At 34.6% G+C, this 17,230-nt stretch carries 16 protein-coding genes; 9 read left to right on the forward strand and 7 right to left on the reverse strand.

Annotation, left to right across the window (positions count from 1 at the left end; all coding sequences use genetic code 11):
- Positions 1–816 carry an ABC transporter substrate-binding protein gene (locus PSA_RS09035; protein WP_052379931.1) on the forward strand — a complete coding sequence of 272 codons (816 nt, stop codon included), beginning with the start codon at positions 1–3 and terminating at the stop codon, positions 814–816.
- A gap of 43 nt (positions 817–859) precedes the next feature.
- On the opposite strand, the gene PSA_RS09040 is transcribed toward PSA_RS09035, so the two are convergent.
- Both PSA_RS09040 and PSA_RS25170 read right to left on the reverse strand, forming a co-directional pair.
- Complete coding sequence (locus PSA_RS09040; protein WP_042144609.1) at positions 860–1,966, reverse strand: c-type cytochrome; 1,107 nt, start codon at positions 1,964–1,966, stop codon at positions 860–862.
- Between the two features lie 158 nt (positions 1,967–2,124).
- The gene (locus PSA_RS25170) at positions 2,125–2,319 is read right to left on the reverse strand and encodes a hypothetical protein (RefSeq protein ID WP_127924096.1); all 195 of its coding nucleotides are present in this window, start codon (positions 2,317–2,319) and stop codon (positions 2,125–2,127) included.
- Positions 2,320–2,342: 23 nt separating this feature from the next.
- Here PSA_RS25170 and PSA_RS09045 point away from each other — a divergent pair, with 23 nt between their 5' ends.
- Positions 2,343–3,143: a MerR family transcriptional regulator gene (locus PSA_RS09045; RefSeq protein WP_052379932.1), complete on the forward strand. Its 801-nt coding sequence runs from the start codon at positions 2,343–2,345 to the stop codon at positions 3,141–3,143.
- A gap of 120 nt (positions 3,144–3,263) precedes the next feature.
- Here PSA_RS09045 and PSA_RS09050 read toward each other — a convergent pair whose 3' ends face one another.
- Positions 3,264–5,159 carry a beta-ketoacyl synthase gene (locus tag PSA_RS09050; protein WP_042144611.1) on the reverse strand — a complete coding sequence of 632 codons (1,896 nt, stop codon included), beginning with the start codon at positions 5,157–5,159 and terminating at the stop codon, positions 3,264–3,266.
- A gap of 130 nt (positions 5,160–5,289) precedes the next feature.
- On the opposite strand from PSA_RS09050, the gene PSA_RS09055 reads away from it, so the two are divergent.
- Positions 5,290–6,300, forward strand: coding sequence for a GlxA family transcriptional regulator (locus PSA_RS09055; RefSeq protein ID WP_042144613.1), 1,011 nt, complete (start codon positions 5,290–5,292; stop codon positions 6,298–6,300).
- Positions 6,301–6,328: 28 nt separating this feature from the next.
- Here the strand turns inward: PSA_RS09055 and PSA_RS09060 are convergent, their stop codons facing one another.
- Together PSA_RS09060 and PSA_RS09065 are read right to left on the reverse strand one after the other, a co-directional pair.
- Complete coding sequence (locus PSA_RS09060) at positions 6,329–7,723, reverse strand: diguanylate cyclase domain-containing protein (protein ID WP_052379933.1); 1,395 nt, start codon at positions 7,721–7,723, stop codon at positions 6,329–6,331.
- Positions 7,716–8,651, reverse strand: coding sequence for a cytochrome-c peroxidase (locus tag PSA_RS09065; protein ID WP_042144615.1), 936 nt, complete (start codon positions 8,649–8,651; stop codon positions 7,716–7,718). The genes PSA_RS09060 and PSA_RS09065 overlap by 8 nt, the downstream gene beginning before the upstream one ends.
- Before the next feature lie 242 nt (positions 8,652–8,893).
- Here PSA_RS09065 and PSA_RS09070 point away from each other — a divergent pair, with 242 nt between their 5' ends.
- Complete coding sequence (locus tag PSA_RS09070) at positions 8,894–9,733, forward strand: class I SAM-dependent methyltransferase (protein ID WP_042144619.1); 840 nt, start codon at positions 8,894–8,896, stop codon at positions 9,731–9,733.
- A 118-nt stretch (positions 9,734–9,851) separates the two neighbouring features.
- Here PSA_RS09070 and PSA_RS09075 read toward each other — a convergent pair whose 3' ends face one another.
- Positions 9,852–11,501, reverse strand: coding sequence for a CocE/NonD family hydrolase (locus PSA_RS09075; RefSeq protein WP_042144622.1), 1,650 nt, complete (start codon positions 11,499–11,501; stop codon positions 9,852–9,854).
- A gap of 303 nt (positions 11,502–11,804) precedes the next feature.
- Here PSA_RS09075 and PSA_RS09080 point away from each other — a divergent pair, with 303 nt between their 5' ends.
- The 5 genes from PSA_RS09080 (at position 11,805) to PSA_RS09100 (ending at position 16,531) form a co-directional block, all read left to right on the forward strand.
- Positions 11,805–13,277, forward strand: coding sequence for a glycoside hydrolase family 19 protein (locus tag PSA_RS09080; RefSeq protein ID WP_231665237.1), 1,473 nt, complete (start codon positions 11,805–11,807; stop codon positions 13,275–13,277).
- Between the two features lie 250 nt (positions 13,278–13,527).
- The gene (locus PSA_RS09085) at positions 13,528–14,952 is read left to right on the forward strand and encodes a COG3014 family protein (protein WP_052379934.1); all 1,425 of its coding nucleotides are present in this window, start codon (positions 13,528–13,530) and stop codon (positions 14,950–14,952) included.
- A 24-nt stretch (positions 14,953–14,976) separates the two neighbouring features.
- Positions 14,977–15,402, forward strand: coding sequence for a YcfL family protein (locus PSA_RS09090; protein WP_042144681.1), 426 nt, complete (start codon positions 14,977–14,979; stop codon positions 15,400–15,402).
- Between the two features lie 70 nt (positions 15,403–15,472).
- Positions 15,473–16,042 (forward strand): penicillin-binding protein activator LpoB, encoded by a 570-nt coding sequence (gene lpoB, locus PSA_RS09095; protein ID WP_193216500.1) that lies wholly within the window; start codon positions 15,473–15,475, stop codon positions 16,040–16,042.
- A gap of 21 nt (positions 16,043–16,063) precedes the next feature.
- Complete coding sequence (locus PSA_RS09100) at positions 16,064–16,531, forward strand: glycine zipper 2TM domain-containing protein (protein WP_042144626.1); 468 nt, start codon at positions 16,064–16,066, stop codon at positions 16,529–16,531.
- A gap of 73 nt (positions 16,532–16,604) precedes the next feature.
- Here the strand turns inward: PSA_RS09100 and yeiP are convergent, their stop codons facing one another.
- On the reverse strand, positions 16,605–17,180 hold the full coding sequence (gene yeiP / locus PSA_RS09105; protein WP_042144629.1) for an elongation factor P-like protein YeiP: 576 nt from the start codon (positions 17,178–17,180) through the stop codon (positions 16,605–16,607).
- Positions 17,181–17,230: the final 50 nt, after the last annotated feature.

The following is a 17,230-nucleotide window of genomic DNA, read 5'->3' on the forward strand; positions in this document are numbered from 1 at the left end:
GTGTTTAGTAAATATTTTTACCAACTTATATTTAAAGTGATTGTATTTGTTGCCTTATTTTTAAGTCCTTTGAATGCGAATGAAATAAATAGGCCAAAGGTTTCAATAGTAGTTGATAATGCCTATCCCCCTTATTCATATTTAAAAGATGATAAATTGGAGGGGATTTATGTGGAAATGGTATTACTTGCAGCACAAGAGTTAATGCCATTCTATCAAATAGAATTAATTCCTATGCCATGGAAAAGAGCTATTTATGAAGTTGAATTAGGCCACGTAATGGGTGTATTACCACCATATAAACATCTAGAGGAACGGCCATTTATTACTCCTTATTCAGAACCTTTAATGATTGAAAGTGTTATTGCATTTTGTAATAAAGACATTGATATTGATAAATACTTAGATAACAAACTAAAAATACCAGCTTTAAATATTGGAGTTAATGCCGGTTTTTTAATTTTAGGGGATACAATAACAAATGCTGCTAAATTAGGCTCAGTTAAAATTTGGGAGAATAAAAATACGAGCGCTAATATTCTAAAATTATTATCAAAAAGAATAGATTGCTATATAAATGATAAGTTATCGACTTTATGGCAATTTAAGCGAATGAAACAGCAAAATGCATTATTAAATTTTGATGATATACAGGCATCAATGTTGATTATGGAACAGCAAGCATATATTGGTTATGCAAAAGGGTTTAGTCAACTTGAAACAAAAGCTGATTTTATAAAACGTATGAATTTAGCTTTAATTAAATTTAAAAACACAGGCGAGGTTAAGGAAATTTTAAATCGCTATATAAAATAAAAAGCTAAGAATTGAATTCTCAGCTTTTTTAAAAAGAAATTAATTACTTTTCCTCTATATCTTCAATATCACCGCGCATCACAGGGTAGCCCATTTGCATCCAACCAAATATGCCTTCCCATAAAACAGCTGTACGGGTATAACCTTTCATTCGGAGTTTACTAATTGTGTGCTCGGCAGCAGCACGAGGGCACGAACAATAGGCTACAATTTGTACGTCCTTTGGAATGCCCTCTACAGTTTCATCTAAGTCAGCGTAATAAGGAAAAGGGATAGAGCCTGCGATATGGGCTGTTTGCCAAACAGAAGGTACTCGAGTATCAAGCAATACCATTTTATTTTTATTGTTAAGTGCTGTATTTAAATCATCAGAAGATACAAACATGCCATCAGCAAGGTTAAAGTTAGGATCATCTCCTTGTTTATTTATTACATATTTATCAGGTGTCGGAAATGCTTTTAATACGGTTTTTTCCATTTTCCAACCACTGGCTTTACTTCTTAAAAATGCAGTGATGTTATTGATATCATCTGATGATAACTTATCTTTATAGGGTTGCATGGGTGTATCTTGGCGACCATAGCGAATAGCATGCCTGATAAAATCATCGGTATTATGGGCAAGCGCCGACTGATTGCCTAAAGCAGGACCGGTGATCCCTTCACCTTTAATACCATGACAGCTAGCACATTCTTTTTGATAAACTTGCTCACCACTTTTTATATTGCCATGAACAGGGTTTGTTGAAAGTCTGAATCTTTGATAGCCCGCTTTTTCAAATAGCCAGTAAGTTAAATCCCAGGTTTCATCTAAAGTCATTGGACCGCCTACTTCATCAAGATAGCCTCCCATAGCAGTGTCAACACGGCCATATTGCATAGGTCGTAAAATCGCATGAGGTACGCCTGATTCAAATAAGCTTTTACTACGTAATGAAGGTGCATGATCATTTACATGACCTTGCCGGTCGGCGCCATGACATAAAGCACAATATTTTTGATAGTTTTTTTCAGCGACTTTTGCTTGTGAAGCAGTGAGTTTACGTGGCGGTGGTAAAGTGCCGTATTCACTTTGTTGCGCTAAAATGGAGTGGGGCAGCAGTATGATAAGCCCAGAGAGTATTAAAATTAGTTTTTTTATTATCGTCATAATAATCTTTATTGTTAGCTGATAATTAAGGTTACTGGGCTTTATTTGTATTATCAATGTGATATTGCTTTTTGAAACAGCTGGTAACAAATGAATATGTTCTTTATGAAATGCTATGATTAATTAAGCATTAAACGCTTAGGTATTTATATGTATTTTTATCTAATACCTGTATTTTGTTGTCTCTTTTCTATTAGTTGTGTATCAGCTCGGGTATTAGAATTTGTCACAGAGAATGCACCACCATTACAATATATTGACAATGGTAAAGTAGTTGGTAAAACAACGGCATTATGTATTTCATTTCTGCTTGACTCTAACCTTACGTGATAGTTGATGATTCTATTTGTCATTAACAGTAGTTCATTGGAAATTTATGTTAAATAAAACTTATAGTGTAAGTAAGTTAAGCGAAATTACGGGTGTTACTATTCGAACACTTCATTATTACGATAAGGTTGGACTATTAACGCCATATCGTCGTACTGATAATCACTACCGAGAATATAGCCAAGAACACCTTGCTTTACTTAAACAAATAATTATTTATCGTGAATTAGACTTCAGTCTTGCTCAAATAAAAGACTTAATCTACGCCAAAGAGATAGATTTTTTGAAAACATTGAGTAATCAAAAAAAACTACTGTTAAAACGACAAGAAGAAACGCAATTAATTATTAACAGTATCGAGGTTACGATGAATATTTTAGCGGGTGAAAAAAACTTAGAGCTACTTTTTAGTGATATGCCTAAAGATTTTACAGAAAAACTCATGAAACTCAAAGGTGATGATGCATTTGATTCTATGCTTTCATCTTTAGCTGAGCTTAGTGAAAAAGACATAGCACTATCTAAAAAGGAAACTGATGACTGGGCATTTGATTATAAATCAATGTTATCTGATTGTGTAAGCTCCAAAAAAGTTCAGAAAAAAATAAAAGGTCATTATATTCTGATGAACCGTTTATTTAAAAAAATGTACGGAGATAGTTTTAAAGGGATTGGATATAACGGTTACTTAATACTAGCCGACAAAACGATATCAGAGCCAATTACTAAGGCTGTTTATGATAATTATCAAATAGGTATGGCGGAGCATATTTATGAAGCGATGATTATTTTCGCTGATAAAGAATTGAAACACAATCTTGATGAATATCAGCAGTTAGAGATTTAACTTTAAAGTAATACGAGTTTATGGGTGATGTAATATCGCCAGTTTAAGTCTTATTTAGGGCTAGTTATAGGGAATAAAAAAGGCGCTCAATGAGCGCCTTTTGGAGATGATATAATTTGCTTAAACCATATCTTTAAAAGGGTTTTCTTGGCTTAGCTCAATAGGATTAGCAAAGCCTGGTAAAGTCATTTCAGTTTCGGTGATATTGATTTCATTCTCATCAATTAAACCTTCGCCGAATTTATAAATAAGATCGTACTGACCATTATTTATTTGCGTTTTATAAGCTTGTTGTGCAGCTTCAACTACGGTTAACTTTTCTCGGTAACTCGCCATTGCTTCATCACCATGACGTTTTGCTACCATTTCTAAACTTACTTTAGGTGAAAGTACCGTTGCAGTCGCGTTATTTCCGCCAAATCCTTTAGAGTTGATAAAGGCAATATCCATTGGCTGACATTCATAATGTTCAGTTCTGATATCTAATTGTTCTGCATATACATCGTCAGCTACTTTATCAATTGTTGTAATACCCGGCATGATGTTGTGTTCAAATATACCTAAAGCCATAGCCATTTGGTCACCACTTGCAGGCCCAATTGTATGGCCAACAAATGCTTTTGGTGCAGCGACAGGCCAGTTATTGATTGCAAAGCTTTTACCGATACGATCATAAATTAGAGATTCAGTTACTCTGTTTTGCGGCGTGCTTGAACCGTGGGCTAAAATAAAGCTACGTTCAGTGACTGCTTCTTTACCTAGTACATTTTGTGCAAGGGCAACAGATTTAGCCATAGTTATGTAGTTACCTGGACCAGGTGCTGTAATTGATTTTTTAATACCATCAGCATTAATAAATACGTCAGCTACTGAGCCAAGCACTTTAGCGCCTAATTCTAGTGTTAATGCATCATCCATTAATACAACAAATTGTGCGCCTTCACCAATTGTAAAACCACAGTTTTGGCCAAATGGGCGGCTCGTACGGCGATGATCAGCTGTATCACTGTTATCTAATTTTTTAAGACCTTCCTCGTTTGCCAACGCGCTCATGTTACCAAAACCTTCGATAATCTCTTGCGTGATCGGCGTTTCAGCACTACCAACTACAGCGACACGAATTTTACCTGTTTGGATATCTTGAACAGCAGCGCGTAGGTTATATAAAAAAGTAGCACACGCACCAGATGCAGTGAAAGTTGTACCAACGTTACCTGTTACATATGCATTGATGAAATCGGTAGACATGGTATTTAGGCCTAAGGCTAAATTTTTTGTTGAAACACGTCCGCCACGCATACGGCTTTTCATTAAGCCTGCAAAGCCTTCTTCTTGCAGTTGTCCTGCAACTGAAGCTGAATAAGTACCAATTTGATCAGGACCAATTTTATCAACAACTGCTTGCCATTCCATACCTAATGAACGGATCGCATCAGTTGCGCCAAATATCGTTGCTTGTAAACCACGTGGTTGGTAACGACTGTTATACATATTTGCAGGTTCAAACCCTGTTGGAAATTGTCCAGCTGCTTTAATTGGGTTATCGCGGTAACCGTCGTGAGTAATGTCTAAATCGCCAGGGATCTCTACTTTTACTTTGCCCGCTTCAAGCTCTGTAATTTGCCAAATACGTGGTAATGGAGAAGGCAGTTTACGTTTGCTTGTTTCAAAAACGATAGTCTTGCCAGAAGGGGTTAAAGTCATTTTTTGCTGCCAATGGGTTGCATCAACATCAAAATGATTTTGTTCAATTTTTCGGATCAAAGTGCCATCTAAAATCTGTTGCCCAAGTTTTTCTTCTATTTCACTTGGTGCAATTGCTTGGCCATCAGCATCAACTAATTGATCATTCTGATAGCTTACTAAATTCATTAAAGTAGCAAGACCAACAAAAGTTTCACGACGTAATTCTTGATTTAATTTTCCTATTACAATGCGTTGGTAGCCTTGATGAAAAGAAGTTCGGCCTGCGGCATTTATTCCGCCCATGCCAACAATAAGAGGTAAAGCTATCATGAGAAACCTTTTAACGTGTAATAATCTGTTTTAAATATGTATACAGTTTAAGTTGCTTTTAAAAAGTTATTTATAACAAAGAAGCCAAAAATAAGGATATAATGGCCAAAATATGATGCTAGGGATTAATATGCCCAATTTAAATAATAAAATATCAAATAAGATCAAAGTTTCTTTATTGGTTTATCAGCATATGCTGGCAACTAGTCTTACTTTACCGGTTGAAATGCTACGTGCAGGGGAAGCTTTTGCGCTTAGTCATAATAAAAACAGTAAATCACTGAGTATCGAGCTTGTTGGTGAAAATTTACAACCCATAAAATCAAGAGCTGGCATTAATATTATGGCTGATAACACGCCCGAATCGGCTGATATTGCAGAATTAATTATTGTACCGAGTATTTGGCGTAACCCGAGACCTGTTTTAAGAAAACACCCAAAACTCATTTCTTGGTTAAATAACTTATGGGCTGGTGGCAGTACATTAATTGGTGTGGGTACCGGTAATTGTTTTTTAGCTGAATCAGGATTATTAAATGGCTTACCTGCAACAACGCACTGGCATTATGCTGAGCAATTTAGACGTGATTACCCCGAAGTAGACTTAAAACCTGACTTTTTTATTACACAGTCAGAACGCATATATTGTGCAGCCAGTTTAAATTCATTAGCAGATATTATTGTACATATTATCCATCAATATTATGGCCGAGAAGCTGCACAACATGTTGAAAGAAACTTCTCGCATGAGATCCGAAAACCTTATGAAGAGCAACGTTATTTAGAAGGCGGTGCAGATAGGCATGCAGATGAATTAATTGCTCAAATACAGTTTTGGATGCGTACAAACTTATCATCTACCTTAGATTTAAATGAAGTTGCAGCACAATTTAATATGAGTCAGCGGTCTTTTACACGTCGTTTTAAAGCAGCTACAGGCACAAAAGCCACTGACTATTGGCAACAAGTACGTATCGAATCAGCAAAAGATTTACTCTCATCAAGCAATTTATCAATTCAAGAGATTTCATTTGAAGTAGGGTATAGCGATCAGGGTTATTTAACACGAGTTTTTAAAAAACATTTAGGCCAAACCCCAAAAGAATACAGAGGTTTAGTACGTAAAAAACTCTTTAGTTAAGGGCTTATCTATAAGCTTAATTATGCCTTTAGTTGCTTTGATAAAACGTATAGCAATTTTTGCCTTTACGTTTTGAGTGATACATGGCTTTATCTGCATTGTTTAGCAGTAAAGTTATATCAGTGCCTTGCTGTGGAAATAAGCAAATACCCACACTGGCAGATAAGTCGGCATTTTTAAGTTCATCAGGTAAGGTAATTGCACATTGCATTACAACTTCTTGAGCGACTTGTTCAATTAAAACTCTATCAAAATCAGAGCAATTATGCTCAATCAATATAACAAATTCATCACCACCTAATCTTGCTATGTTTAGCTCTAACGCATCTTTGCTAAATTTACTTTCTATACCAGATAGTCTATTTGCAATTGTTATCAATACTTTATCGCCTGCTTGATGACCTAAAGTATCATTTATTTCTTTAAACCCATCTAAATCTATAAAAATGATTGCACCATGACTGCTGTTTTTAGTTGCATTTTTTAGCGCTAGTTCTAAATTAAAAATGAAACTTCTACGGTTATTTAAGTTAGTTAATTGATCTCTTTCACTGAGTTTTTTATGCCTTAAAACATTATTAATAAGGTAACGACGGTTAATTAAAAAAGCCACAACCATAACTGATAATAGGCCGGCATAAATTAGAATATAAAACCACATTTTTTTAGTCATGTAGATTTTATCAAATTGTATTTTACCTATTATTTTTTCTAATTTATCAAGCTCAATTGCCAGTGGGTTATTAATCAGTTGAGGGATTAAAAGGTTCATCTCTTTTCTTAAAGCTTGGTACTTATATGCGTGCCAAATAAATAACTTGATTAACTCTTTGCTTTGTTCATTTGTATCAGGTGTCATTTTCTCTAAACTTAACAGAATGCGATTATTCTTTTGCGCGATTCTAGCCTCAGTAAATACTTTAAGTCCTAACGCATTGATCACTATGTTATCTATTGTTTGAATTAATAAACTAAACTTTTTATTATCGAGTTGAGCTTTTATTTGTTGCTCTAATTTAGGTAAGTAACGTAATGAGTTGTTGGTGTTGGCATGTAAAGATTTAAACTTTTCGATTTGATATAAGCGCTTTTGATATAAAAAATATAAATTGTCACCTGAAATAGACTCATTGATATTTTGGATGTTATTTGTTTTTAATAATAATTTTAAACTTCCAATTTGTTCAGTTAAGGCTTTTTGTGCATGGGCAAGTTCATCAAAATTTGAATTTAAGTTACTATGGCTTTTCAAAATTAATTGTGAAATATCAGAGTCTTGCTTATTAAGCTCTAGCAATAATAAATTTAAAGCACTTTCTGATTTTAAAGTGGATATCTGTGAATTAAAATTAGCCCAAATAAGCAAACTTAAAAGTAAAAAAATAAAAAATAATGCAATATAGTGATAAATTTGTTTATTCATAAATCGCATCCAAACTCATTAAAAATGCTTCGATATTTTTAACATCTTGATCACTTGGATAAATACCAAGCTGATATTTAAACATTATCTTTATCGCCTTTGTTAATGTTTTAGCCGATGCATCATGAAAGTAAGGCGCTGTTTTACTTACATTTCTAAGGCTTGGAACACGAAAAAAATATTTATCACTTTCATTTTTACTAGTATTAAAATAGCCATAATCTCGTAGTTTTATATTACTTTCATTAAAATAAGGCCGCATAACACCAAATTTTTGCCTCATGTTACCACCTACGTTCATTCCTTGATGACAGCTGCTGCATCCATAGTCTTTAAATAATTGATACCCTTTGATTTCTTCAGTTGTTAGTTGTTGGGTATCACCTTGAAGATATAAATCAAATCTAGAAGGTTTTGATAAACTTAATTCAAATGAGATGATGGCGTCTCGGACCGTTTCTGGAGCAATTTTAAAATATCCTGCTTTGGTAAATAGCAATGGGTAATGTTGCGTATTCGAGAGTCTTTTTATGATAGTTTCCCAAGTATTGTTCATTATTTTTGGGCTGGTAATTAACATATCTAGATGCTTATTTAAGCTACTGAACTTTCCAGTCCAAGTGAAATAATAGTTTAAACCCAAATACTCTAAACTAGGCGTATTCATAGATAATGGTTTGCCATCAGCGCCTAAAGAAAAAGCTTTACCATCTGAATATGCTTTATCTGCATGATGGCAGCTAGCACATGAGAACATTCGGTTTTTTGATAATAAAACGTCATTAAATAACTGCTTGCCTAATTGAATTTTCGATTGATTTTCTTCAGTAATATTTAAAGGCAGTAAAGGCTCTTGAGCATAAGAAAAGGGAGCGAATGAAAAAATTAAAATTGATAAAATTATAAAAAGGACAGTTAAAATACGCATCATTACCTTAATTTTTTATAAATTATATTAGTGAGTATAGGCCAAACAAATCCTTTTATTTTAACCGTAAATATAGAAGACCGGCAAAATTGAAAAAGTAATTCAAAATTATTAAATTTATATTTTGTTACGAATTTATTACCTATTAACAGATGTGATTAATCGTATTTTGGCTTTAAAGTAAACAAAATTCTGTTATAACTAGAATCGATTAAATTTTAAAATCTACTGGAATAAAAATAATGTCAAACTTAAAAACACTTTTTAAAAGTTCAGTTGTTACAGCTGGTATTTTATGTGCCACTATGGTTAATGCTCACAGCGAACATAGTCATGGTGCATCAGCTTTAGATAAAGCAATTTCAGGTGAATATCGCTCAGATAAAAACAAAAGTCGTGATATGTACCGTAATCCAAAAGAAACTTTAGAGTTTTTTGGCTTTAAACCTTCAATGACAGTTGTTGAAGTTGCACCAGGCGGTGCTTGGTATAGTGAAATTCTAGCGCCAGCGTTAAAAGAAAAAGGCCAGTTTTATGGTGCACAATATCCTGATACTGGAGAAGATAACTACTATAGTAAAGCTCGTAAAAGATTAGAAAAAAAATTAACAAGCAATGAAATTTTTAGCAAAATGAAGCTTACTGATTTTACACCTAAAAAACCAAGTGTATTAGCGCCAAAAGGCACTGCAGATTTAGTTTTAACTTTTAGAAATCTACATAATTGGAAAGAAGAAGGTGTTAGCCAGTTATTTAAAGATGCATATGTTGCATTAAAACCGGGAGGTGCACTAGGCGTTGTAGAGCATAGAATGCCTGAATCTCAAGATTGGGAAACAAATAAGAAAAGCGGTTACTTTCCAGCTTCTTTAACAATAAAATTGGCAGAAGAAGCTGGTTTTAAGCTTGCTGCAAGCAGTGAAATTAACGCAAATGCAAAAGATACAGCTGATCACCCTAAAGGTGTTTGGACACTACCACCAGTATTAGCACTTAAAGATAAAGACCGTGCTAAATATATGGCAATAGGTGAAAGTGATCGTATGACTTTAAAGTTTGTTAAAGCGGGCGCTAAACTTTAAATAATTAAATAAATATCTTAAGTTTAAAAACCTTAACTGATTTCAGTTAAGGTTTTTATTTTATAGTCATTTATAACTTATTTAAAAAGCTTTTATACAATGAAATTTCAGGAGCTTTTTATTTGTGAGATAAAGTTAGAGTATTGTTAATACCTTGCGCATAATTTATTTTAAAATTGTAAAGTGATGTTGTAGGTGGACTATATAAAATGTCAGCTGTATCTATAACAAGTGCTAAGTAATGACCTTTAGGTACATCATATGCTGTTGCTACTAGGTCTATATCTACTTTTATTACTTCATTGGGCGTCGCATCTAAAATAGTATAGGGTGCATGCGTAATTAAAGTGCCTATGCCTGCCCAGTTTACATCGTACAAATACGCAACTAACAAAGCTTTATCTGATGATGGCGTAACATTAAGGTGTATCTTGTTTATGCCTCTTAATTCTAATGTTTCATTTAGCCAATCAGATTCCCATCGAATCGCATTGATTGAACTGATCAAACTCATACTGGAAAGAATAGGTAATGATAAATAGTCTTCTGTGATATATGAAAGTAATGGAATACCTGTTGTCGCAAAAGTATCTAATCCTGAATAAACAGTATCGGTTTTTGGCCACCAAGGTGCATAGGGAGTGTTTTTCATATCACCATCGCCATCAAATTCTTTTTCATGAAGGTACAAAACCTTTTGTGAAATCTCAGTGCTTGGCCAAGTGTCAAATTGCTCGTATTGTCCAAATTTCACTTCTATTTCGACAGGCTTTTTATGTGTAATGCCATTTTGTTCACCCTTTAGCCAATGATCAAACCAATCATGGACATTTTTCCAAACATGATGCTGTGCATTACCCATTCCAAGCACTTCTCCCACAGCATGTGTTCCTTGATTTAAATCTAATAATTTAGGCGTTGTTAATGCTTCGTATAAGGTTAATACACTATTGGGCTGAAAAAGGTTATCACCAAAATTGTTAGATAAATAAATTGGTGTACCGCTTTCATTGAGTTCATTTATATAATTTAATGGGGAGCGTAAGTTTGCCCATTGAGTGATCTCACTTATATTTTCTTGTTTCAATAACCCGATGTAATTTTGTGCTATTTCATCACTTGGATCGCCTGTTAAATACCCGAGTCCAGTAAGTAAAGCTCCCCAAATTAATCTAGGCGTTTGTTGCCCGTATAGTGAACCCGTTAAACTTCCCCATGTACTCATAGCGGCGACTGCGCTTACTCGGGAGTCATGTGCTGCACTTAAAAGGCTGATCCCAGAACCGTAAGACACTCCAGCCAAACCAATATTAGTTTCATCAACAGGGTAATTTGTTAATAAAAAATCGATAACTGCAGAAACGTCTTGAAGGTCTTGTTCGCCCGCCGTGGCTATTTTTCCCTGAGAATTACCAAACCCTCTGGTGGAGTAACTTAAAACGACATAGCCTTGCTCAGCAAATTTTGCGGCTTCGGTGAGATATTCATATTCATCGAGCCCCCAACTATTTATAAATATCACCGTAGGGTAGTGTGCTGAGCCACTGGTTGGTACAAATATATTTGCATGTAATTGAATGCCATCATAAGCCGAAATTATAATGTTATCATCTGTCGTATATAAATCAGATTGCTTAAATACAGGTTGCCCAACTAAAGCTTTGAGCAAGTCAATTAATGGGCTTGCATGTATCTGATTTGAGTTAAAAATAAATGCGAGTAGTAAAATAATATAGTGAAGCTGTATTGAAGACCGAGTATTTTTCATAATTGTTCTCTTGTTATTTTTAGATTGAATTATTCGTGTCTCAAATTGTTCAAAAAACCAACTTAGAGTTTTTATTCTAGTAAGTAATTTAGGTGTTGGGTATTTTTTATACTTATATTGAACATTCATGAGGTTTCTATATTGGGTACTTCTTGCTTTTATATAAGATTGATATAGAAAGGTATTTTCTATTTCATATGAATTTGAAATTTGAATAGTTGAAATAAACAAATGAATAAAAATTGACATCGCTGTCATTTGTTATCAGGATGTAAATTCAAGTTAACAAAATAGGTACTAATTGTGTTTAGAATAAAAAAACAAACATTAGTGAGCATGTTGTTTATATTGCCCAGCATTACCACTATTAATGCAGTTAATGCAGATACCAGTCAACAAGTTGCATCAACAAGCTTTGAAGCCTTCAAACCTAATGGAGTTTATTTAGGAGGAGATCAGGTCTTTTATAGTGCATCACTTTTTGAAGCGAGATATTGGACACAAGGTGATACGCCGGATAAAACAAATCAATGGGGACCTTGGAAATTTTTAAGGGAATGTGAAGGTGGTAACACAGGCGAATGCTCAAGTGGTGGTGATACGACTGAACCTGGTAATCCATCTGGTCCACAGCCAAAACCGGGTGGTGGATATACTATGCTTAAAAGTGAAATTTTAGCTCATGAATTAAGTTTAACGGATACACCATTATTTGTTGAAGTTAAAGCGTCAATTGCGACATTAGATAATCAAATAGTGGAAGCTGTAAAACCTGGACGTGTGACTAACCCCGAAAACGTTAAACGTGTAGAGCAAATTATTGATGAAGCATCTTGGGTCAATACATTCCCTGATCGTGATGCGGCTTATACTTATACAAAATTTTTAAAATCTATCGCTAAATTTTCAGGTTTTTGTGCAACTTATGATGATGGGCGAGATTCTGATGCGATTTGTCGTAAGTCTTTAGCGACTATGTTTGCTCACTTTACGCAGGAAACCGGTGGTCACGATCCTAATTCTGCTATTGAAGAATGGCGACAAGGCTTAGTATATGTACGTGAAGCTGGTTGTGGTGAAGATGGACCTAATTGTCCCTATAACGCGGAGTGTTCTCCTGATACTTGGCAAGGTCAAACATGGCAATGTGGTACAAATGCAGATGGCAGTTATAAAAAATACTTTGGTCGTGGTGCTAAACAGTTAAGCTATAACTACAATTATGGGCCATTTTCACAAGCTATGTTTGGGGATACTAAAGTATTATTAGATGATCCTGAGCGCGTAGCTACTAGCTGGTTAAATATCGCATCAGCTGTGTTCTTTTTTGCTTATCCAGCATCTCCAAAACCTAGCATGTTACATGTTATAGATGGTACTTGGCTACCAAATGAACATGATACAGCCAATGGTATAAAGCCTGGATTTGGTGCTACAACTAATGTTATTAATGGTGGTATTGAATGTGGTCATGGTTATGAAAAACCACAGTCAGTTAATCGTATTGCTTATTATAAAGCCCATGCAAATAATCTGAATGTGCCTATTGAAGCCAATGAAGAATTAGGTTGTAAAGATCAAAAGCGTTTTGATAAAAATGGTGCTGGAGCACTTTTAGTTTACTGGGATCAAGATTGGGGTTACTACCCTGAAAACCCAGAGGGCAAATCATTCGCTTGTAAACTAGTTGGTTATCAAACCCGTCACTTTGCATTACAGCAAGGTGATTATCAAAAATGTGTTGAACACTATTTCGATGTTGAAGTTGTAGAATAACAATCTAGTATAAATTTAAGGGCTTTAGTGTTTTCAGCGCTAAAGCCTTTGTTCAGTTTAAGTTAATGTTCACATATTAAGCTAAAAGCGTTGACCTTAATTGATGGCGCTAATAATGATAAAACCTATCTTACGATTTCTTACACTTTCAATACAATTGCTCACTTTATTCAATTCATTTTTATATAGAATATCAACATCAACACATTTGGTTGATAGTGTTTTTAGATTTTAGAGTAATTGGTATTTCATGTTAAAGCCTATATTTTCAAAATTTGTGTGTATTTTAGTTGTTTTCACTTTGTCTGGTTGCGCGACCATGCAATTTAGAGACTTATTCTCTGGTTATGCACAGCAAATGAAGCCTGTACAGCTACAAGCTATTAATGGTCAGTATGAACAAGCTTTACAACAAGTGCCTGAGCGAGAGATCTCAGATACTAACTATGTCTTAGCTCTATTAGAAAAAGGGCGCTTAAAACATTTATCTGGTGACTATAAAGCAAGTAAATTTTATTTTAGCCAAGCAAATGCTTATATCGATGAACAAAAACTTAAAGCTAAGCTGCAAATGAGTAAAGGTATACAAAATATTGGTGCTGTATTGAGTAATGATAACGCGATTACTTATGTGGTGCCTGATTATGAGCAAAGCATGATGCATAGCTATCAAGCATTGAATTATCTTTATTTAGGCGATTATGAAGCGGCATTGGTTGAAATTAGAAAAGCAAATTTAGTACAAAGAGCTGCTTTAGAAAATAACTTTGATGTCATAAATGATGCAATAGCAAGTTTACAAAATGATGCAAGGCTTGATTGGCAAAGTATCAGTACGACATACCCAGAAATGGAAGATGTGATTGGTGAAGCTAAAAATGGCTTTCAAAATGCCTACACATTTTATATGTCAGCGGTACTTTATGAAGCTTCAGGGGAGTTAAACGATGCCTATATTGATTATAAAAAAGCATTAGAAATATACCCAGATAATCAATATTTACAAAATGACGTATTAAAACTCGCCACACAATTAGGCATGACAGATGACTTAGCAAAGTTTGAAAAACGCTTTGGCAAATACCAGAAAAATAAGCAAAAAAATACAGGTCAAGTAGTTGTTATTTATGATCAAGGTTTGGTTGAAGAGCGAGATGAAATGCGTTTACGCTTACCTGTTTATACTAGTGATGATGAAATGCGTTTTTATAGTGTTTCGCTACCTGTTTATCATAAATCTGAACAGTATTTTCCGAATGCGCAATTAAGTATAAATGATGAAGTACTCACTTTTGATCAAATTGTAAAAGTTGAAGCACTTGCTGCGCAAACTTTAAAATCACAATTACCGAGTTTAATTACCCGTCAGGTTATTAGACTTATCGCAAAAGAAAAAATGCGTAAAAAAATGAGTAAAGAAGGTGGAGATGTTGGTAATATTTTGGCCAATATTTATAACTTGTCGTCAGAGCGAGCAGATACAAGAAGCTGGTTAACACTTCCGCAATCTAGCAAGATAATGAGATCTGATGTAACTGAGGGGAATCATAATATTTCAATCAAAGTTGGCGCACTTAATAAAGAAATTAACTTTGATGTAAAAGCAAATCGCATCACTTTAGTAAATATAACCGCAACGGGTAATCATATTGATTACAAAGCAATTAACTTATAAAGGGCCTGTTAGATGTCTCATTTTATGAAATTAGTATTCGTCATTTTAGTTAGTGTATTTATGATGTTAGGTTGTGCTAAACCTATTACGTCGGGCATAGGTTCAAGCCAAATGACCGCATCAGATAACTATAAGATACATTTAAAATTAGATAATCCTAAATTAGCTAAAAAATTACAAATTTCCAACATTATTACCCGCAAGAACAATGATTTATTGCAGTTAAATTTAGAGCTCAGCAGCAAATATAAAAAATCACAAAACTTACAATATCATTTTGAATGGTTTGATGAGCAAGGTTTTGCGGTTGAAGCAGGCAAAGCGCCTTGGAAGCCTCTTGATTTACATGGTTTTGCAGTAATTAATTTAGACGCTTTAGCGCCATCTGTTAAGGCTTCCAAGTTCAAAGTATATGTGCGTGAAGTATCAACTAAAGCACAAAGATTTTAAAACTAATTTAGATTAAATTTGAAAGAAGGATAATCTCTTGAAAAAAGCAATTGTAGGTACCGCAATCGGTATGACTGTTTTAGCCCTAACAGGTTGTGCAAATAAGGCTGTAGTAAGTTACGGTGATGCAACGGCAGTCGAAACAACAGATATTAATTTTGGCTCTACGGATTTACAAAAAGTAGCCACTCAAATGACTGATTCATTATTACTCTCGCCAGTTGTAGGCACATTAACTGCCAATAGCAGACCAGTGGTTTTTGTTGAGCGAATCAAAAATAAAACCAGTGAACATATAGATACTGAGTCCATTACAGATTCTGTTTCAACTAAGCTATTACGCTCAGGAAAATTTCGTTTTGTAGATATGGGCAGAGTAGAAGCAGCTCGTGAGCAATTAAACTTTCAACAAAGTGGTGGCATGGTTAACCCAAATAAGGCAATTGCTTTTGGTAAGCAAGTGGGCGCGCAATATATGTTATACGGTAACTTATCGAGTATTGTAAAATCTAATAAAGATAAAGCTGACGTATATTATAAGTTCACTATGAGACTGATGGACTTAGAAAGTGGATTAGTAGAGTGGGCTGATGAAACTGAAATTCGTAAAACTCGTGAAACTGCCCGTGTAGGTTGGTAGAAAAGCTTAAAGGTATTTATTATGAAAAAAGTAATCACCTTAATATTTATGACTTTTATATTCAGTACATATGTCAGTGCTGGGTATGAAAGAAATAAAGCCGTACCAGTACAGGAAGTTTTATTTGGTAAAGTACAATCTGTTAGAAACATTACACAGCAGGAATTAATCCGAGATCGCAATAAGGGTTGGAAAGTCTTTGGTGGTGCATTAGTTGGTGGTGCCATTGGTAGTCAATTTGGTGACGGTAGCGGTCAAGTAGCAGCAACTATTTTAGGGTCTTTAATTGGTGCTTCTATCTCAGATAAAAAACATCCTCAATATCGTGAAAAAACCTTACGTTTAGTTGAGATGATGATTAAAACCGAGCAAGGTAAAAGGTACATGGTTGTACAAGATTTTGATTCTAGAATGATATTTAATCGAGATGACAAAATACGTTTAATTTACTTAGCTAATGGTAGTGTAAGAATAGATAAAGCTTTTTAGTTAGCAGCTTTAAAATCGAGATCGTAAAAAAGGGGACTGTTGTCCCCTTTAATTTGTAGTTTAAAAGGCTGACTTATTTAGATTCAGCTCGGCCCATAAATTTACGTTCTTCAGTATTTACTTTGATTTTGTCACCAGTAGAAATATGCTCAGGTACTTGAACGGTTAAACCTGTAGAAAGAATTGCTGGTTTGGTACGAGCAGTAGCAGAGCCACCTTTAATTGAAGGGTCAGTTTCTGTGATCACAAGCTCTACACTTGAAGGTAAATCAATACCAACAGCTGCGCCATCAACTAAAACAACTTGAACACCTTGCGTATTTTCATCAATAAATAGCACTTCGTCTTCAATGCTTTCTTTATTTAGGTTGTAAGGCGTGTAATCTTCGTTATCCATAAATACAAACTCATCACCATCTAGGTATGAGAACATAACTTGGCGACGAAATAAATCAGCAAGCGTCAGCATGTCACTGTCTTTAAATGTTTCATCAACTTTAAGACCTGATACTACATCGTACATACGCATACGGTATAAACTGCCACCAGCACGACCTTGCGGTACTGAGCGTTCTATATCCCTGATGATGTAAACACTGTTGTTATACTCAATTGCTGTATTTTTTTTAACGTCACTTGCCTTTGGCATAATATTTTTGTCCTGAAAATTACAATGGGGTAAAAATAACATTTACTGGT

This window comes from Pseudoalteromonas sp. '520P1 No. 423' (assembly GCF_001269985.1).
Lineage (GTDB): Bacteria > Pseudomonadota > Gammaproteobacteria > Enterobacterales > Alteromonadaceae > Pseudoalteromonas.